This is a genomic window from uncultured Maribacter sp., assembly GCF_947495965.1.
Classification (GTDB): Bacteria; Bacteroidota; Bacteroidia; order Flavobacteriales; family Flavobacteriaceae; genus Maribacter_B.
The window spans coordinates 287525-306088 of record NZ_CANMBB010000003.1 but is presented as its reverse complement, the minus strand read 5'-3'; the positions used below and the strand labels follow the sequence as shown (position 1 = coordinate 306088).

Annotated in this window: 17 protein-coding genes; 10 read left to right on the top strand and 7 right to left on the bottom strand. The window is 30.9% G+C overall.

From position 1 onward, the window contains the following. Positions 1–118: 118 nt before the first annotated feature. The 3 genes from bshC (at position 119) to Q0820_RS09295 (ending at position 4557) form a co-directional block, all read left to right on the top strand. The gene (gene bshC / locus Q0820_RS09305) at positions 119–1723 is read left to right on the top strand and encodes a bacillithiol biosynthesis cysteine-adding enzyme BshC (RefSeq protein ID WP_298487223.1); all 1605 of its coding nucleotides are present in this window, start codon (positions 119–121) and stop codon (positions 1721–1723) included. 9 nt (positions 1724–1732) lie between these two features. Beyond that, complete coding sequence (locus Q0820_RS09300) at positions 1733–3112, top strand: glycosyltransferase family 39 protein (protein WP_298487221.1); 1380 nt, start codon at positions 1733–1735, stop codon at positions 3110–3112. A gap of 74 nt (positions 3113–3186) precedes the next feature. Beyond that, entirely contained in the window at positions 3187–4557 is a 1371-nt protein-coding gene (locus Q0820_RS09295) for an aminotransferase class V-fold PLP-dependent enzyme (RefSeq protein ID WP_298487219.1), read from the top strand. A 1-nt stretch (position 4558) separates the two neighbouring features. Here the strand turns inward: Q0820_RS09295 and Q0820_RS09290 are convergent, their stop codons facing one another. After that, the gene (locus Q0820_RS09290) at positions 4559–5104 is read right to left on the bottom strand and encodes a pyridoxamine 5'-phosphate oxidase family protein (RefSeq protein ID WP_298487217.1); all 546 of its coding nucleotides are present in this window, start codon (positions 5102–5104) and stop codon (positions 4559–4561) included. A 290-nt stretch (positions 5105–5394) separates the two neighbouring features. Here Q0820_RS09290 and guaA point away from each other — a divergent pair, with 290 nt between their 5' ends. The 3 genes from guaA to Q0820_RS09275 are packed head-to-tail and all read left to right on the top strand — an operon-like array spanning position 5395 to position 9651. Then, positions 5395–6927: a glutamine-hydrolyzing GMP synthase gene (gene guaA / locus Q0820_RS09285; protein WP_298487216.1), complete on the top strand. Its 1533-nt coding sequence runs from the start codon at positions 5395–5397 to the stop codon at positions 6925–6927. Between the two features lie 2 nt (positions 6928–6929). Then, positions 6930–9101, top strand: coding sequence for a LysM peptidoglycan-binding domain-containing protein (locus tag Q0820_RS09280; protein WP_298487214.1), 2172 nt, complete (start codon positions 6930–6932; stop codon positions 9099–9101). 25 nt (positions 9102–9126) lie between these two features. After that, the gene (locus Q0820_RS09275) at positions 9127–9651 is read left to right on the top strand and encodes a DUF922 domain-containing protein (RefSeq protein WP_298487213.1); all 525 of its coding nucleotides are present in this window, start codon (positions 9127–9129) and stop codon (positions 9649–9651) included. A gap of 2 nt (positions 9652–9653) precedes the next feature. On the opposite strand, the gene Q0820_RS09270 is transcribed toward Q0820_RS09275, so the two are convergent. The 4 genes from Q0820_RS09270 to Q0820_RS09255 are packed head-to-tail and all read right to left on the bottom strand — an operon-like array spanning position 9654 to position 12267. Continuing rightward, positions 9654–10880 (bottom strand): PQQ-binding-like beta-propeller repeat protein, encoded by a 1227-nt coding sequence (locus Q0820_RS09270; protein ID WP_298487212.1) that lies wholly within the window; start codon positions 10878–10880, stop codon positions 9654–9656. Positions 10881–10932: 52 nt separating this feature from the next. Further along, positions 10933–11454 (bottom strand): hypothetical protein, encoded by a 522-nt coding sequence (locus Q0820_RS09265; RefSeq protein ID WP_298487210.1) that lies wholly within the window; start codon positions 11452–11454, stop codon positions 10933–10935. A gap of 11 nt (positions 11455–11465) precedes the next feature. Continuing rightward, positions 11466–11732 (bottom strand): hypothetical protein, encoded by a 267-nt coding sequence (locus Q0820_RS09260; protein WP_298487209.1) that lies wholly within the window; start codon positions 11730–11732, stop codon positions 11466–11468. Between the two features lie 25 nt (positions 11733–11757). Beyond that, positions 11758–12267, bottom strand: coding sequence for a hypothetical protein (locus Q0820_RS09255; RefSeq protein WP_298487207.1), 510 nt, complete (start codon positions 12265–12267; stop codon positions 11758–11760). A 257-nt stretch (positions 12268–12524) separates the two neighbouring features. Between Q0820_RS09255 and Q0820_RS09250 the strand changes: the two genes are divergently transcribed. Both Q0820_RS09250 and Q0820_RS09245 read left to right on the top strand, forming a co-directional pair. Next, on the top strand, positions 12525–14591 hold the full coding sequence (locus tag Q0820_RS09250) for a tetratricopeptide repeat protein (protein ID WP_298487205.1): 2067 nt from the start codon (positions 12525–12527) through the stop codon (positions 14589–14591). Between the two features lie 4 nt (positions 14592–14595). After that, on the top strand, positions 14596–15348 hold the full coding sequence (locus Q0820_RS09245; RefSeq protein ID WP_298487203.1) for a LytTR family DNA-binding domain-containing protein: 753 nt from the start codon (positions 14596–14598) through the stop codon (positions 15346–15348). A gap of 90 nt (positions 15349–15438) precedes the next feature. Here the strand turns inward: Q0820_RS09245 and Q0820_RS09240 are convergent, their stop codons facing one another. Together Q0820_RS09240 and Q0820_RS09235 are read right to left on the bottom strand one after the other, a co-directional pair. After that, complete coding sequence (locus Q0820_RS09240) at positions 15439–15645, bottom strand: hypothetical protein (protein ID WP_298487201.1); 207 nt, start codon at positions 15643–15645, stop codon at positions 15439–15441. An 8-nt stretch (positions 15646–15653) separates the two neighbouring features. After that, positions 15654–16520: a TIM barrel protein gene (locus Q0820_RS09235; protein ID WP_298487200.1), complete on the bottom strand. Its 867-nt coding sequence runs from the start codon at positions 16518–16520 to the stop codon at positions 15654–15656. A 94-nt stretch (positions 16521–16614) separates the two neighbouring features. Between Q0820_RS09235 and Q0820_RS09230 the strand changes: the two genes are divergently transcribed. Then, a complete protein-coding gene (locus Q0820_RS09230) occupies positions 16615–16857 on the top strand; it encodes a DUF3820 family protein (RefSeq protein ID WP_298487198.1) in 243 nt (80 codons plus the stop codon). A 54-nt stretch (positions 16858–16911) separates the two neighbouring features. Next, on the top strand, positions 16912–18531 hold the full coding sequence (locus tag Q0820_RS09225; protein WP_298487195.1) for a CTP synthase: 1620 nt from the start codon (positions 16912–16914) through the stop codon (positions 18529–18531). The last annotated feature ends 33 nt before the right edge of the window (positions 18532–18564 follow it).

Below are 18564 nucleotides of genomic sequence, written 5' to 3'. Positions count from 1 at the left end.
AAGGGGTTTCGTTATTATTGATTTTATAAATGTGTCTTTTTTAAAACCTGTGTAATTAACTTATTTTTAGGAACTGTAAAATAGTAGAGTTTTATCTTTACAAGATATTTTTTAATGTATGGATGTAGATTGTATTTCTTTTAGAAGCACAGGTTTTTTTTCAAAATTAATTTTAGATTACTTAGATCAGGAAGAATCTGTAGAGAGTTTGTATTCTAATTTTCCCAATGTAGATGGTATAAAAAATCAAATAAAAGAAAAAGAAAATCATTTTCCTACAGCAAATAGAGAGGTGTTGTCTTGTGTTTTAAAAAAACAATATAAAAACATAAAAGCATCCGAAAGCACTATGCAAAATATTGATGCTTTAAAAGAAACTAAAACGTTTACTATTGTTACAGGGCATCAATTAAACTTATTTACAGGGCCACTGTATTTCTTGTATAAGATTATATCTACCATAAATCTTGCTAAGAAAATAGAAGAAGAAAACCCTGGATATAAGATTGTTCCCGTATACTGGATGGCAACTGAAGACCATGATTTTGAAGAAATAAATTATTTCAATTTTCGAGGTAAAAAAATACAATGGAATAAAGAGGCAAGTGGAGCTGTTGGGAAGCTAAATACTGATGGCTTAGAAGAGGTGTTTGCAATTTTAGAAAATGAATTAGGTACAAGTAAAAATGCGAGTTATTTAAAAGAAGTTTTTAAAAATGCGTATTTAAAACAGGATACTCTTACAGAGGCTACAAGATATTTAGCAAATGAGTTTTTTAAGGAATATGGTTTGGTTATTGTAGACGGAGATGCTAAAGAATTAAAACAAAACTTACTACCGTATGCTAAGAAAGATATATTTGACACCATAGCTTTTAAAGAGGTTTCAAAAACCATAGAACATATTCAACAATCTTCTGAGCAGTATACTATACAAGTAAACCCTAGAGAGATAAATTATTTTTATTTATTAGATGGTGTTAGAGAGCGAATTATTGAAAAAGAAGGACAGTTTTATATAAATAATACAGAGATACTATTTAGTAAAGAGGAACTAGAAAAAGAACTAAATACATACCCAGAAAGGTTTTCTCCAAATGTAATTGCAAGGCCATTATACCAAGAAGTAATTTTGCCTAACCTTTGTTATATTGGAGGAGGAGGAGAAATAGCATATTGGTTAGAACTAAAAAATATGTTTAAGGCAATGGAGGTGCCTTTTCCTACACTATTACTTCGTAACTCTGTCTTGCTCATGAAAGGGAAACAAAAGAACAAAATGGATAAGATGAATTTGTCTATTCCAGATTTATTTTTAAAACAGAATAGCTTAATCAATAAGAAAATTAGAGAAATATCTAATATTAATATAGACTTTACAGAACAACGCAACCATTTGCAAGAGCAGTTTGCTAATATTTATAGTTTGGCAGAACAAACAGATAAATCTTTCTTAGGAGCAGTAAAAGCACAAGAAATTAAGCAATTAAAAGGGTTAGATGCATTGGAGAAACGTCTTTTAAAAGCACAGAAAATTAAATTAAAGGATCATGTAATTAGAATGTCTGATTTGCAAAATGAACTTTTTCCAAACCATTCTTTGCAAGAGCGTAATGCCAATTTCTCAGAATTTTATTTAGAATACGGGGAAGAACTTATTCCTAAACTAATAAGTAAACTTAACCCATTATCGGGAAATTTTTCAGTTCTTGTAATGGATTAATAGTAAAAAATGCAAACCTATAATGTGTCTAAGAAGGTTGTAATACTTGCTTTGTTAAGTGGATTAGCAATTATTTGTATTAGTTACATGAAAGCTGCATTAGAGTTAGAAGATGCAGAACAGGCATTTTATTCCCAGTGGTGGCGATTAACCTATGATGATCAACCACCCGTCTATACATGGCTACAAATATTAGTAAATAAAGTGTTTGGAGTTACAAAACTTTCATTTTCATTTTTACGAGCTTTATTATTTAGTAGTACAATAGGTAGTGTGTATTTTTTTGGAAAGCAATATTTAAAAAATAAAGAACAAGCAGCTTTAGCGGTTATTCTATTAGCCCTATTTCCGGTATTTATAGACTTTACATTTAGAAGGTTATCACATACATCACTATTGTGTTTGTCTGTTGTATTGACTTTTATTTTTATACAACGTTTAATTACTCATAAATCTACATTTAACTATGTTTTATTAGGGTTAGTAATTAGTTTAGGAATCTTAACAAAGTATAATTATTTTTTAATGTTAGGGGCATTACTATTTGCTATTCCTTTTAATGATTCTTTGAAGAAAATAATTTTAAATAAAAGAATAATAGGAACTATTGTCTTAATAGTGATTCTTATTTTTCCTCACTTTTATGACTTGTTCTCTAGTTCTTATTTTGTTGATGAGCTACATAAAAGTGTAGCTTTAAAAACTAATACAGATATTGAAAACACTCTACCTATAATTTCAAGTTTTTTAGCTTTTTTTAATAGCATATTTAATTTAATTCTGCCTCTTTTTTTATTTTTTGGATTTCTTTTTTGGAGAAAAAAAGTTGTGCTAAAAACTGCTAAGAGTAGTTGGTTAAAGCACGTATTTATAGCACAAGTAATAGTTTTATTGGTAGTATTTGTAAGTATGAGTATAGTTAAGGTGCATACCAGATGGCTCTTGCCTTTATTTATTCCATACGTAGTCCTTTTTTTATCTCTAGTTAAAGTAAAGGGTCTTACTAAATATGTGAACTATGGTTTCGGCTTTTTTCTTTTTATAATTTTTGGGCAAACAATAAGAACGCCAATAGAAAAAGTTTTAAAAATACCATCATCAGTACATTATAGTTTTAATCAAATTTCGGAAGATTTAAATGCCAATTTTAAGAAAAAGCAATGGGTTTTACCAGATGTTACCTATGCAGGCAATATTAGATTTTTAAACCCAGAAAGAGAAGTTTTATCTTTAGATGATTTTACGTTGCCAAAATCTAAAGAGAAAAAAGGACAACGTGTTGTGATTAAAATTAATTCAGATTCTTTAAAATCTAGAGATGCAAAAGAGGTTCATAGCATTGATAAGTTTGGAAAAGAAAAAAAGAATCTAAGTTTTTATTTAGATTAAGAACAATTTAATTTTTTGTGAGCCCATGGAATGGTCTAGCCAATAGTGTAACTTTGAGTTGTTAAATTAAAAATATGCATAATATAGATATTGGTTTGGTAGAAATGACATTGGATGTTGTAAAGTATGCTATAGATAGGATAGCAAAAACAAATCCAGAGTTTGGGAAGCCCAAAAAAGAAGAGGAATTAAGGGCAATAGTAGGAGAAACCATAACACCTGAAGGAATAGGGGGAGAAAATGCGTTTAATTTATTTAAAGATGTTTTAATTAAAGCTACAGTTCCTATAGATCACCCTAGACATTTAGCATTTGTTCCTGCCGCACCAACAAGAGCAGCTATTATGTTTGATCTAGTTACATCGGCATCTAGTATACATGGCGCTTATTGGATGGAAGGAGCTGGTGGTATTTTTGCAGAAAACGAAGCTATGAAGTGGTTGGTTTCCTTAACAGGCTTACCTGATAAAGCTTTTGGGGTGTTTACAAGTGGTGGTACTGCTGCTAATTTATCTGCAATGGTAACAGCTAGAGAAAACTGGCGTAAAGACATTCAGAATTTAAATCAAAAAGGATTAATAATAACTTCTATTGGTGCACATTCTTCTATTAAAGCTATGGCAAAAGTTATAGATGTAGATGTTTTTTTAGTGCCTACAGAGGATTTAATGTCTAGGAATGATTTGGAAAAGGCTATAAATAGTTTAGATACTATAGATCGTAAAAGGCTTTTTTCTGTAGTAGCTACAGGAGGAACAACAAACGCAGGAATTATAGATGATTTAAGTGGAATAGCAGATATTTGTGAGAAGGAAAGTCTTTGGTTTCATGTAGATGCGGCATATGGTGGTGGGGCTTTAGCGGCAGACTCTGTTCGTCATTTATTTAAAGGTATAGAAAAAGCAGATAGTATTACGATTGATCCTCACAAATGGTTGTTTTCTCCTTATGATTGTGGAGCTATAATATATAAAAACCCAGAATTAGCAAAAGAAGCACATTCACAAGAAGGAAGTTATTTGGATATTTTTAAAGACGAAGGAGCTCATGGTTTTAATCCATCTGACTATCAAATTCAATTAACAAGAAGAGTAAGAGGGTTGCCTCTGTGGTTTTCTTTAGCAATGCATGGAACAGATTTGTATAAATCTGCAGTAGAACGGGGTATTGCACTAGCTAATTTAGCTGGAGAAATAATTACAAAAAATCCAATAGTAGAATTAGTTAGGGAACCTAGTTTGTCCTGTGTTTTATTTAGGAGAAAAGGTTGGTCTCCTAATGATTATAGAGATTGGACCTATAAAAACCATAAAGAAGGTTTTGCACTTGTAACCCCAACAAAATGGAAAGTAGGAAATACTTTTGAGACAGTATCCCGTTTTTGTTTTATAAACCCAGATACTACAGAGGAAGACATAAATGCTATTTTAAAAACTATGGAGTAGTTTAAGGAACAAGAAATTCACTAACCCATCCATTTATATCTTTATGAAATTGAACTTTAAAATGGCTCGTTTCTTTTAATTTTAGATATTCTATGGTTTCAGCTTTTATTTCTATACTAGAAAAAAAGTTTTTTTCTTTAAGGTATGTTATTTCTTCAGGGCTACCTATTTTACTGCCTGGAGCAAACATTGTGGTGTAATCTCTTTTTGCTTTTTCATTTATTTTTAACCACTGTTCTTTTAGTATACCGCAGTCCCTAATAACATTAGCAATTCCTTCAATTTTTATTTGTAATTTTTTTACAGGATGATAAAATAATAAACTAACATTATTATTTTTTGTTATTTGAGATATTTTGGCAGAACGCCTATCGGTATATAAAGTAAAACTAAAATCATCCGTGAACTTTCTAAGCCCAATGATTCTTAATTGAGGAGTATTTTCTGAACCAATAGTACCAAGAACACAAAATTTTAGGGGATGGTTTTTTTTTGTTAATGCTAATTTTAGCTCAGACTTAATTTCTTGTAAATAGAGATTAGTCATAATATGTTTTAAGTTAACATAAAGGTAAGAAAAATCTCATAAAGTAGGGTTTTTATTTTTTCAGTTGTTATATATAAAAATTCCTATGAAAAAGAATTTTATATAAAATCTTTATGGTTTTATGTGTTTAGGTTGGTTTTTAATTTCGATGTAAAGCTTAGGGTGGTTCCTAAGCTTTTTTTATTATAAATAACTTTTTTAATTAAGTCTCTTTTGATAAATTTTAAAATACTTGAATAAATATCTTTTGAAGATGCTTTCTTAAAATTTTCAAATTACTATTTTTGCGCATGCAAAATAACGTCCTAATACTAGATTTTGGTTCTCAGTACACACAACTTATCGCCAGACGAGTTAGAGAACTAAATATTTTCTGTGAAATAAAACCTTATAACAACCTTCCAAAAGACCTTTCTGGATATAAAGCGGTAATACTCTCAGGTTCTCCCTTTTCGGTGAGAGCAGAGGATGCTCCACATCCAGACCTATCTGAGATTAGAGGAAAAAAACCGCTTTTAGCAGTGTGTTACGGTGCGCAATATTTAGCACATTTTGGAGGTGGTAATGTAGCACCTTCAAACACAAGAGAATATGGTAGAGCAAATTTATCTTTTGTAGAAAAGGATGAGCTTTTTTTAGAAAACATATCAGAAGGCAGCCAAGTTTGGATGAGTCATAGTGATACAATTAAGGAGTTGCCTACAAATGCAAAGAAATTAGCAAGTACGCATGATGTGGAAAATGCAGCATATAAAATTGAAGGTGAAGATACCTATGCTATCCAATTCCACCCAGAAGTTTACCATTCTAAAGATGGTAAATTGTTACTAGAAAATTTTTTAGTTAAAATAGCGGGATTAGCGCAAACTTGGACACCAGATGCTTTTGTAGACACCACTGTTTCAGAGCTAAAAGAGAAAATAGGAGAAGATAGAGTAATTTTAGGGTTATCTGGTGGAGTAGATTCTACTGTAGCAGCTGTGCTTTTACATAAAGCAATAGGAAAAAACTTGTATTGTATTTTTGTAGATAATGGTCTTTTACGTAAAAATGAGTTCCAAAGTGTATTAACACAGTACGAAGGTATGGGACTAAATGTAAAGGGAGTAAATGCTTCGGCACGCTTTTTGGATGAACTAGCAGGGGAGAGTGATCCAGAAAAGAAAAGGAAAATTATAGGAAGAGTTTTTATAGAGGTTTTTGATGATGAATCTCATCTTGTAGAAGATGCTAAATGGTTAGCTCAAGGAACTATTTACCCAGACGTAATAGAATCTGTATCTGCAACTGGAGGGCCATCAGCAACTATAAAAAGTCATCATAATGTAGGCGGTTTACCAGATTATATGAAGTTAGATGTGGTAGAGCCATTACGAATGTTATTTAAAGATGAGGTTCGTAGAGTAGGTGCTAGCATGGGGATAGACCCTGAACTACTAGGGAGACACCCTTTTCCAGGCCCTGGATTAGCAATTCGTATACTTGGAGATATAACTCCAGAAAAAGTTTCTATCTTACAAGAAGTAGATGCTATTTTTGTGAACGGATTAAAAAAATGGGGCTTGTATGATAAAGTTTGGCAGGCGGGAGCAATGCTTTTACCAGTAAATAGTGTAGGTGTTATGGGAGATGAGCGTACCTATGAAAAATGTGTAGCTTTACGTGCTGTAGAAAGTACAGATGGTATGACGGCAGATTGGGTAAATTTACCGTATGAATTTTTACAAAAAACATCGAACGACATAATAAATAAAGTAAGAGGTGTAAACAGAGTTGTTTATGATATTAGCTCTAAACCACCAGCAACTATAGAATGGGAATAAATATGAAATTAATACTTAAAAACATTTTTTTTGCAGTTCTTTTTGTTTTCATAAGCAATACTATTAGCGCTCAGAAATTTACAACTCATGCTGTAAAAAGGGGGGAGTCTTTAGAGGCTATTGCTAAACAATATAAAGTTTCGCAAGAAGATATTCTTACTTATAATAAAGAATTAAAAAAGAATAAGCCACTTATAAAAAGTACTATTCTAGTTATTCCTTTGGATCCCCAAAAGGTTCAAGAAATTGTAAAAACAAAAACAAAACCAAGAACTACTACCAAAAAAGAAGAAAGTCCTGCTCAAGAACAACCAATAGGATTTACTAGTTATAAAGTTAGTAAGAAGGAAACATTGTATGGTATTGCGAAACGATTTCATATTACGGAAGAACTTATAAAAAAATATAACCCAGCTCTTTATTCTTCTCCATTAAAAAAGAAAATGGTTTTACGTATCCCTAAATATAAAAGGGTAAAACCAACTGAAATTGAAATTAATGAGGATGATTTTGAGACGTACCTTGTTTCTGCAAAAGATACACGCTGGAGTATAGCTCATAAGTATGGTATTACTATAGATAGTTTACTAGTGTTAAACCCTAGACTTTCTAAAAATAATACGCATTTATCTGAAGGAAGTGAACTAAAGCTTCCTAAAATAGCTGGTAGTAGCTTAGGGGAACAACAAGTGCAATTATATACTTCTTATACCGTTCCGGCTGGACAAACTTTTTATAGTTTAGAGAAGAAATTTGGCTATACCTCTAAAGAATTAACAGATTTAAACCCTGAGATTAAAGAACGAGGAGGGTTAAAAGAAGGAATGATTCTTCGTATTCCTGAAAAAAAGGTAAATACAGGTATTGTTAATACCGATAATTTTAATTTTTATGTTGTAAAGCCAAAACAAACCGAGTTTTCTTTAACTCGTAAATTAGGAGTTAGTTATAGAGAATTACTAAGTTTAAATCCAGATTTAAAAGATGGATTAAAAGCTGGTATGGTTTTAAAACTTCCTAAAAATAAAACTGGAGATTTTGAAGTAAAGAATTCGTTAGTTTTAGATAAAATGAATCTTTTGGATAGTATTGCTGTAGGTAATACTTCCAAAATTTTATTTCTTTTACCTTTTAGATTAGATAAGGTAGATGTGTCTAATAAACAAGATGCAATTAAGAAAATTAGCTCTAGAAACGATTTAAAATACAGCTTAGGTTTATATTCTGGAGCACTTGTTGCGTTAGATTCTTTAAAGAAGTTAGGGGTAACAGTAGAGGTAAAAACCCTTGATAATCAGTTAGATTTACAAAAAACAAAAGATATTTTAAATGCAGAAAATTTGGGAGACTATTCTGCAGTTATTGGCCCTATAGATGGAGCTTCTTTAAAGGAGGTTTGTAGCCAGGCTAATAGAAGAAATGTTCCAGTAGTAGCACCTTTTCCTGTTAAAAACAATATGGGACATAATAATGTTTTCTTTTCTTATCCTTCTGATGAAATTCAGAGAGAGCGTATGCTTACTTACTTAGAAAGTAAAGTTGAAGATGAAAATATAATTATAATAGCAGATGGTGATAATAAACCTATAGAAGGTAAAATAGTAGCAAGATTTCCAGAAGCTAAAATTGTTGAAATAAAAGAGGAAAAGAAAAATGTTGCAATTAATATAGAAAAGCTTACAGCATTATTTTCACAAGAGACGGTAAACTGGGTGTTTGTAGAAACTGCTAACCCTAAATTAATATCTAGTGTAAGCTCTATTTTAAATTCAATAAATACAAAAGATGTAATAGTAAAAATGTTTACTACAAATAGGAATAAAGGATTTGAAAATGATGTTATTTCTAATGTACATTTATCTAATTTGAATTTTACATATCCTTCTGCTTATAAAGAAGTGTCCAATAATTCTTTTGTAAAACAGTATAGAAAAAGATTTGGAGATACTCCAGATAAATATGCGGTAAGAGGATTTGATTTAACGTATGATATATTGTTAAAATTAGCCTATAAGAATGATTTATTTGCAGTTTCGAAGGTTATTGGGTCTACAGAGTATAATGGTAATGGTTTTAATTATATTAAGAAAGGAAACCAAGGCTATTATAACAATGTATCTTATATCATGAGTTATGATGATATGCGAATAAAACAAATTAAGGAAGAGGAATAGTTTGAAATAAAAACAACATATTTAATTGGGTACACTAAGATTTTTTATTTTATTACTTTTTAGTGTATCTATAGTAAGTGCACAAGAGTATTCTACAATACTATGGAAAGCACAAGATAAGTTAAACTGGAAAGATTTTAAAGGAAAGGTTCCTGTACTCAGTAGAGCAGCTGCTACAACCGCAAGTGGTGTTACCTATAAGTATTCTGCTCAGAAAATAAGGGGAGAACTAAAAGTAAGTTTTACTGTTAGTGCTTATTTTTATCCTGAAAAATCTTGGTACAACCCTTCATTGTGCGATTCTCTTATTTTGAGCCATGAGCAATTACATTTTGATATTTCAGAACTTTATGCTCGAAAATTAAAGAAAAAACTAGACACTACAAGCTTTACTCATGGTAGCCTAAAAAAAGAAGTAAAGTTTATCTATAATGTGGTTATGAATGAGCTTAATGATTATCAAAACCTTTATGATAAAGAAACTAATTTTTCTAGAGACTTAGAAGAACAGTTACGTTGGAATAAAAAAATAAGAGAGGTTTTGAAGTAGTTTTATTCTAGTCTTGCAGATACTACGGTGCTTTTTTCTGTAGTATAGTAAATTTCATCACCAAATATTCTAAAATATTCTTCACCATAACCATCTTCTAATCTATTAACTGCATAAGAAACAGTAGCAATTTCAAAAGGGAGTAGCACCTTTATTTCTTTTTCAGAAATGGTAGTACCATTTTCTGTGTTAAGCTCATATAGATTGTTGTTTTTACTATACAAAAACAATCTATTAGATACTAAGAATAATTGGCCAACTTCTCTACTTTGTATTTTAGATTCCCAAATGATAGTTTTAGTGAACCAATTAAAAGCAAATACTTTTCCGGTAATAGTATCATGAAAAAATAAGACACTTTTATTTTTGTCATGAAGCATATGTGTTATTTTAAGATTATTAGCAGCATCTAATGGAAATTTAAACTCAGCTTCACCAGTATTGGGAGAGCGAATAATAAAATAACTTGCACCTGTGCTTAAAATTTTGGAACCTAAATCTACTGCGAATGAAAAATAGTTTAGGTGTCCGTAGTTTGCTTCATCCCCTTCTTGAATTTCCCAAAAAATACCGCAAGTATTTGGGTTTATAGAGAGTAGGCTTCTCGAGCCTCTTCTAACATCCATTAAGACTAATTTATCCTCTTTAACAAGAAAATTTCTAATATTATCAACCCTAAATTCATCGCAAACGGCAATATCATTTCCTGTTTCTAGTTCCATATTATATAGCGCGGTAGATTTTTTTCTTAATCCAAACCAAGAGTTGTTAGATGCTATTGAAGGATATACACCTGATTTTTTCGAGAATAATACAGAGCCATTTTCAGGGTTTATTTTTAAAATTGTGGGGTCGTTTATATCAAGAGCTAATACCCATAAATAATTTCCAATTTTTTTAAGAGCATAAGGAGGAACAGAAGTTTCGTCTTTTAAATTCCATAAGCTTGCGCCATTTTCCTTATTAAGTCTTAAGAATCCATTTTCTCCTACGGGATTATAATAATATAAACCATGGTCTGATACATGAAGAAAACTTTTAAAAGCGTGTTGTATTTGCTGTTCGGTTCTATTTATAGACCATTTTACTTTAAAAGGCAGCCCAGAGGTATCTTCCAGTTCCTGTTCTTTTAGCTCTTTTTCCTGTTCCTCTTCTTCTTCAAGATTTGTAATTTCACTGCAATTCTGAAAAGAAATTAGTAAACATAAAAATAATATTGTTTTTTTCATTTTATCAGCAATCAAAAAAGAACGGGTTTTTAATTAGCAATTTTTAGTATTCTTAAAATCTTATAGATGCTCCAAGGTTTAAATATGCAACACCATAACCAGCTTCGGCAAAAGCTGCAAAAGTTTTAGAAAAATACCATCTACCACCAGCAAAAGCTGTACCGCTAGGTTTACTTCCAAAATTTCCAGGAGATCCTTTGTAAGAAAGAATATTGTAAGAGAACATTGCTCCTGCGTATATATCTAAATTTTTTATTTCTAAACCATTATAATGGTATGCACCTCTAATACCAATTATAGTATAATTCCATTTATCATTTCCAAAGGTGTAATTATATTTATAAGTTTTAGTCCCTAAATATGCTCCTAAGCTTACGACTCCTGGTCCTGGAACTTCCCAAATACCTCTTTCATAGGCAATACTGTAGCTGGGACTTTGGGAAGAGGTGGTGTAATTTCCAAAATTACCACCAAAACCTATTCCGGCATTAATAACATTAGTTCCTGTGTTAAATTCTTGTGCGTAACTTTGAGAAACTATAATAAAGAATAGTATGTAAATTATTTTTTTCATGATTCTGTACTTTAGTTTGCTTCACAAGATTCTCTTAATTCTGCAATGCTTTTTTTGTTTTCTTCAGACAAAAAACTGCCACAAGAATTTTCTAATTCATTAATTAGTTTTAATAGTTCTGTACAGTCATCAGAATCATCATCGATTATCTTAGATAATTTATTTGCACATTCTATAGCATCGAGACTGTCGAGTATTCCTAAAGGGTCACTTTTAGAGCAGTTAATAAAAATAAAACTTACCGCGATGAACGCAATAATTGTAAAAGGTTTTTTCATGATTTTTAGTGGTTTTAGTGATTGGTTAATTGTCCTCATAAAATTGAACAACGATATTGTTATCGGAGATTTCTACCATTTTAAATGATTTTCGTTCTTGCTTAGGAATGCTTTGCCATAACATATCTGCAGTTTCTTTGTAATTGACTGTTATCAGTGCTGTTCCATTACTAAATTTTTTAATTGGTTTTTTAACTCCTTTACTTTTTGTAATACGGCTGTATAAGGAATTTAGTTGCTCCGTGTCATAACTAACCTGCTGCACAGTTATAAGAACAATGTCTTCTCTTTTTTTATTTTCTTTGTTCTTTTTAGAGCCAAAAAGGGAGCCGATAGTTGCTATAGTTTCTTTAGAACTATCGACAGTATTTTTTACGGACTGGTTTGTGCTTTTTATAGAAGAGTTTGCATTTTCTATGGTTTTGTTGGCATTATCAATCTCTTTTATTCCATTAGTATTTGTATTGTCTTGGCTATGTACTAACCCTATATTTAAAAACATGCATAACAGAGCGTGTAGTGGTAGAACTTTCATTTTCCGTATTTTTTTAGTTGTAATTCAAAAATAGTGTTCCTTCTATGAGAAACAGATGCACGTTTGTTAAATGCGTTCATTTGGAAGATTAGTGTATGGAAATCAATTATAACTGTTTTATTGACTGATTTTAAGGAAGTTATTTTTTTATTGCTTTAATTGAATTTTATTAAATAGTAAGTGTTTATGTAAAAGTTATGGCGCAAAACTATTACATTTGAAAAACCACTTCCCCCCTACATATTCTGATATAATTTATGAAAACAAGTTTTTTCACTTCCATTTTCTTTTCTTTCATTTTTTTTGGATTTAGTCAGCAGAAAAAAATTGATTCATTAGAGCTTTTTTTAAAAAATTATCATCCGCAAGATTCTGTAAAACTTAATGCATTAAATGAGTTAGGTTATTTTTATTATGCAATTAATCCGGAAAAGGGTATAGAGGTTTTAAAGGAGGCTATTTCACTGGCTAAAGAAATAAAAGATTTTTCAAAATTGGCAACTGCATATTCTCATAAAGGCCATAATCATAGCGCAAAAGGAGAAGATTCTTTAGCTATTAAGTTATACGATAAGGCTATTGAAATCCATAATCAAGAAAATAATAAAAAAGCAGTTGCCAGATTAGTGTATAATAAAGGATTGGTATATTTTAATCAATCAAATTATATAAAAGCTATTGAAAATAATAGGAAAGCTTATGAGGTATTTAAAGAAGAAAAGGATAGTCTTTTAATGGCGAAAATGCTTAATAGTATTGGTGTTAATCAAATGTACCTATCAGCATATCCAGATGCGGTGGATAGTTATTTAGAAGCGTCTGAAATTTATGAAAATTTGGGTTTGTCGAATGACATGAGTTATGCTAATATGTGTAATAACATTGGTTTGTTATATACTAGGCTTGATAAGTTAAGCCTGTCGATGGAATATTATGAAAAGGCAAAAAAAATCTATGCAAAAATAGATTTTTCTGAAGGTTTGGCTAATACATTGGCTAATATTGGTTTAATATATAAAGAGAAAGGAAATAAGAAAAAAGCAATAGAGCAGCTTAAGTTGGCTTTTGAGATAATGAAGAAAATTAATAATGAAAGAGGGGTTGCTAATGCGCTTACGAATATTGGAGGGGTCTATGCAGATGATTTAGAATATAGTAAAGCACTTCCTTACTTTTTGCAAACTAAAACTATTTATGAGAAATTTAAGAATAGTAATAATTTGTCTGAGGTGCATAATTATTTAGGTCTATGTTACTTAAATATTAATAAAGATTATGTTTTAGCAGAATCTCATTATCAAAAAGCTTTAACGTATGCAGAACAAGTGAACAATATTGAAGCGCAGTATAGAACTTTAGAAAAAATTTCTAAGATTAATGCAAGTGTAGGTCGTTATAAAAAAGCTTATGAAACTAAAATCAAGGCATTTGTAATGAGAGATAGTTTTTATTCTGTGGAGAAAAAGGAAGAAATTGCTCGTATAGAAACAACATATAAGTATAGAAAAGAAAAAGATTCACTTAAAGCTATTTATAATCAAAAAGAGGTTATTACTAAGGCTAAAATTGAAAAAGAAATATTAATCAAAAATGTATTCTTGTTAGTTGCATTTGGGGTCTTTTTAGTGTCTATAATTGGTTATTTTTTATATAAAAGAAAAAGAGATGCAATGGAACAAAAAAGCATTGCGGAATTTAAAGCTAAGGTTGCTGAAACAGAATTAAAAGCCTTGCAATCTCAAATGAATCCTCATTTTATTTTTAATGCCATGAACTCTATAGGAGATTATATGGCAAAAAATGATATAGAAAAGGCGAGTGAATATCTAATAAAATTTTCAAAATTGGTGCGTGCGATTCTGGAAAGTTCAGAGAAGAAACGAATAAGCTTACAAGAGGATTTAGAGTTAACTCGGTTGTATATAGAAATAGAGTCTTTAAGATTGAAAGAAAGAATAAAATGTGTATTTCACATAGATAAAGATATTGATTTGCAAAACACAATGTTGCCTCCTCTTATTTTACAACCATTTATAGAAAATAGTATTTGGCATGGAATAGCTCCAAAAAAAGGAGAAGGAAATATACAAATAGATTTTTGTAAACAAGGTGAGGTTGTTATTTGTAGTGTTGATGATGATGGAGTTGGAAGAAAAAATATGCTTGGTAAATTATCAAACCACACATCAATGGGGGTGAAAATCACAAAAAATAGATTAGCTATTCTTAATCAACTTAAAAGTTCTAAAAGTAGTGTTGCAATTGTAGATAAAGAAGAGGGTGTAAGGGTTGAAGTAAAATTACCATTAGAGTTAAAATTTTAAATATATGATGAGAGCAATTATTGTTGATGATGAGCAACATTGTATCGATAGACTTTTAAAACTACTTTTAAAGTATGTTAATAGTATTACTGTGGTTAAAGTAGTTACTACGGTGGAAGAAGCGAAGATTAGTATTGAAGAGGAATTGCCAGATGTAGTTTTTTTAGATGTCCAGATTTATGAGCAAACTGGCTTCGATTTATTAAGACAGCTTTCTGCTATAAATTTTGAGATTATTTTTACAACTGCTTATAATAATTATGCGATAGAAGCATTTAAATTTTCAGCTTTAGATTATCTGTTAAAGCCAATAGATAAAGAAGAGTTTGGTAAAGCTATTGAAAAGTTAAAGCAAAAATCTTCTCTAAAAGAACTATCTAAAAAAATGGAAGTATTGTTTCATAATTTAGAAGAAAAACAGAATAGTGGTTTAAGGAAAATTGCAGTGCCTACAGTAGAGGGTTTAACTCTTGTTGATGTTTTAAATATAATCCGATGTCAATCAGATACCAGTTATACCCACATATATCTTAAAGGGAATAAAAAAATAACAGTGGCAAAAACTTTGAAATATTTTGAAAATCTTTTGGAGAGGCATAATTTTTTTAGAATACATCATTCTCATTTAATTAATTTATTGATGGTAGATAAATATGTAAAGGGCAAGGGAGGGTATGCTTTAATGAAAGAAGGTGCTTATGTAGAAGTTGCAGTACGGAGAAAAGAAGAATTTCTTAGGAGACTTTCTAATATCTAGAAAAACCCTTTGTAATAAAATTTTTAAGTGTATGGTTAAAAAAAAGCAAGCACAAATAGCAATTGTTATATGTGCTTGTTAGTTTAAATTTTAAGCTCCACCAGCACATAAACGAATTCCTCCTGAACTGGCATTTGTTGTGTTTTTTATTTCAGAAGAAATATCGTGCTCTTTTCTATCTTTAATATTGGAATTAGTAGTTTCCTCATAAAAACTAGTATCTTCTTGTTCGCAAGCTGTCAAAATACATAAAGCAAAACAAATCAACATTATTTTTGTAATTGATTTCATAATCATTGTATAAGTTAAACATCACAAATTAAAAAACCTTGTTTTAAGGAGTCTAATTTACCTTCCCTAGCAGGAATAAATTCTTGTGCAACATATCCTTTATAACCAGTAGCTAAAATGGCTTTCATAATTGCAGGGTAATATAATTCCTGACTTTCATCTATCTCATGCCTTCCAGGAACGCCAGCAGTATGGTAGTGGCCAAAATATTGGTGATTGTCTTGTATAGAACGTATAATATCACCTTCTTGAATTTGCATGTGATAAATATCATAAAGTAATTTAAAATTTTCGGAACCTAATGCTTTACATAGTTCTATACCCCAGGCAGAAGTATCGCACATATAATCTGGATGATTAATTTGATTAAATAGTTCCATTTGTAAAACTACACCATGTTTTTCTGCCAAAGGCATTATTTGTTTTAACCCGTTAACACAGTTTTGTAAACCAGTTTTATCGTCCATTCCGTCTCTATTTCCACTAAAGCAAATAAGATTTGTGTAACCAGCCTCAGCTACTTTTGGGATAATATCTGTGTAGTTTTTAATTAATGTTTCATGATATTTAGGATTGTTCCAACCTTTTGTAAGCCCTATTTCGGCACCATTACACATAGCACTATGAATATTATATTTTTTTAATAACGGCCATTCCTCAGGCCCCATTAAATCTACAGCAGTTACTCCTAACTCATTTAAAGTTTTTAAAAAATCTTCTAAAGGAATATCTTTAAAACACCAATGGCAAACGCTGTGGTTAATGTTATTTTTAAGTTTAAATCCCATATCTTGCTTTTTTTCTTGCGCACTAGCTGTTTTGCAAGCAACTAAGCCAACAGATGCCGCGGCAGATGTGCCAATAAATGTTCTTCTTTTCATGTTGTTAATTTACTGGTTTGTAATTGTTTATTTGTAAAATAGTTATAATAAATGTAATAAGTACGTGAATAAAGATATGGTAATAAATAAGAAAATGAAAATAGAACCAGATAAAAAGAAACTTATAGAATTAGCTCATTATAGAATGCCTTACGGAAAATATAAAGGGCGTTATTTAGTAGATATACCAGAACCATATTATACTTGGTTTTATCAAAAAGGGTTTCCAGAAGGAAAATTAGGGAGCTTACTTAGTGCTATGCATGAAATTAAAGTAAACGGTCTAGAATCTCTAATTCATAAAATACAGAAAGATTTTCCTAAGGATTATCTTTAATTTCCTTTAGCAATTTGTATTTTTGCTCGCGTTAAGAAATCAACCTAACGCTTCATGTCACAGACTAAATACATTTTTGTAACCGGTGGGGTTACATCTTCTCTAGGAAAAGGAATAATAGCAGCCTCTCTTGCAAAGTTATTGCAAGCTCGTGGTTATAGGACTACGATCCAAAAGTTGGATCCCTATATTAATGTAGATCCTGGAACACTTAATCCTTATGAACACGGAGAATGTTATGTTACCGATGATGGTGCAGAAACAGATTTAGACCTTGGGCATTACGAACGTTTTTTAAATGTTAGAACCTCACAAGCTAATAATGTTACTACTGGTAGAATTTACCAAAGTGTAATAGAAAAGGAGAGAAGGGGAGAGTTTTTAGGGAAAACGGTACAAGTAGTACCTCATATTACAAATGAAATTAAGCACCGTATTCAGCTTTTAGGGAAATCTGGGGACTACGATATTGTAATAACAGAAATTGGTGGTACTGTTGGTGATATAGAGTCTTTACCATATATAGAAGCTGTAAGACAGTTATTGTGGGAGTTGGGAGATGATAATGGTATTGTAATACACTTAACATTAGTGCCTTATCTTTCTGCAGCCGGTGAATTAAAGACTAAGCCTACGCAACATTCTGTTAAAACATTAATGGAAAGTGGTATTAAGGCAGATATTCTTGTTTGTAGAACAGAACATGAAATATCGGACGATATAAAAAAGAAACTTGCACTTTTTTGCAACGTTAAAAGAGAAGCTGTTATACAATCTATTGATGCTTCTACAATTTATGATGTTCCTATTTTAATGCAACAAGAAGGGCTAGATACAGTAACTTTAAAAAGATTAGCCTTACCAGATACAGTAGAACCAGACTTAGGTACTTGGAAAGATTTTTTAAGAAAACACAAGAACCCGCAAAACGAAGTAACGATAGGTTTAATTGGGAAATATGTAGAATTACAAGATTCTTATAAATCTATCTTAGAAGCTTTTATTCATGCAGGAGCAGTAAATGAAGTTCGTGTTAATGTAAAATCTATACACTCGGAGTATTTAACCAAAAGTAATTTTGAAAGTAAATTAACTGGCTTAGATGGTATTTTGGTAGCTCCAGGCTTTGGAGAAAGAGGTATAGAAGGAAAAGTTAAGGCCGTACAGTATGCAAGAGAAAAAGGAGTTCCTTTTTTAGGAATTTGTTTAGGAATGCAAATGGCGGTTATAGAGTATTCAAGAAATGTTTTAGCTCTTGCTGATGCTAATTCTACAGAAATGGAAGAAAATACATCAGACCCTGTCATTAATTTAATGAAAGAGCAAAAAACAATAACTAATAAAGGTGGTACTATGCGTTTAGGTGCTTGGGATTGCCATTTAGTAGAAAATAGCCTTGTTTCTAAAGTTTATGATAATCAGTTAGATATTACAGAAAGACATCGCCATAGATATGAGTTTAATAATGATTATAAAGAACAATTAGAAGCTGCAGGTTTAATAGCATCTGGTATAAATAAAGAAACAGGACTAGTAGAAATTGTAGAAATTGCCAGTCATCCTTGGTTCATAGGTGTACAGTACCACCCAGAATACAAAAGTACGGTTGCAAATCCTCACCCTTTATTTGTTGGGTTTGTTAAAGCAGCTTTACGTCATAAAAAAGAAGAATAGTGCCACAATGGCATGAAAAAACAAATGGGCTTA

Bases quoted from the DNA above. Each gene is read 5' to 3' on its own strand.
- Q0820_RS09240 (WP_298487201.1), bottom strand. From the start codon at position 15,645: ATGATTATGAAATCAATTACAAAAATAATGTTGATTTGTTTTGCTTTA.
- Q0820_RS09270 (WP_298487212.1), bottom strand. From the start codon at position 10,880: ATGAAAAAAACAATATTATTTTTATGTTTACTAATTTCTTTTCAGAAT.
- Q0820_RS09290 (WP_298487217.1), bottom strand. From the start codon at position 5,104: ATGACTAATCTCTATTTACAAGAAATTAAGTCTGAGCTAAAATTAGCA.
- Q0820_RS09245 (WP_298487203.1), top strand. From the start codon at position 14,596: ATGATGAGAGCAATTATTGTTGATGATGAGCAACATTGTATCGATAGA.
- bshC (WP_298487223.1), top strand. From the start codon at position 119: ATGGATGTAGATTGTATTTCTTTTAGAAGCACAGGTTTTTTTTCAAAA.
- Q0820_RS09260 (WP_298487209.1), bottom strand. From the start codon at position 11,732: ATGAAAAAACCTTTTACAATTATTGCGTTCATCGCGGTAAGTTTTATT.
- Q0820_RS09235 (WP_298487200.1), bottom strand. From the start codon at position 16,520: ATGAAAAGAAGAACATTTATTGGCACATCTGCCGCGGCATCTGTTGGC.
- Q0820_RS09295 (WP_298487219.1), top strand. From the start codon at position 3,187: ATGCATAATATAGATATTGGTTTGGTAGAAATGACATTGGATGTTGTA.
- Q0820_RS09250 (WP_298487205.1), top strand. From the start codon at position 12,525: ATGAAAACAAGTTTTTTCACTTCCATTTTCTTTTCTTTCATTTTTTTT.
- Q0820_RS09230 (WP_298487198.1), top strand. From the start codon at position 16,615: ATGAAAATAGAACCAGATAAAAAGAAACTTATAGAATTAGCTCATTAT.
- Q0820_RS09265 (WP_298487210.1), bottom strand. From the start codon at position 11,454: ATGAAAAAAATAATTTACATACTATTCTTTATTATAGTTTCTCAAAGT.
- Q0820_RS09255 (WP_298487207.1), bottom strand. From the start codon at position 12,267: ATGAAAGTTCTACCACTACACGCTCTGTTATGCATGTTTTTAAATATA.
- Q0820_RS09225 (WP_298487195.1), top strand. From the start codon at position 16,912: ATGTCACAGACTAAATACATTTTTGTAACCGGTGGGGTTACATCTTCT.
- guaA (WP_298487216.1), top strand. From the start codon at position 5,395: ATGCAAAATAACGTCCTAATACTAGATTTTGGTTCTCAGTACACACAA.
- Q0820_RS09300 (WP_298487221.1), top strand. From the start codon at position 1,733: ATGCAAACCTATAATGTGTCTAAGAAGGTTGTAATACTTGCTTTGTTA.
- Q0820_RS09280 (WP_298487214.1), top strand. From the start codon at position 6,930: ATGAAATTAATACTTAAAAACATTTTTTTTGCAGTTCTTTTTGTTTTC.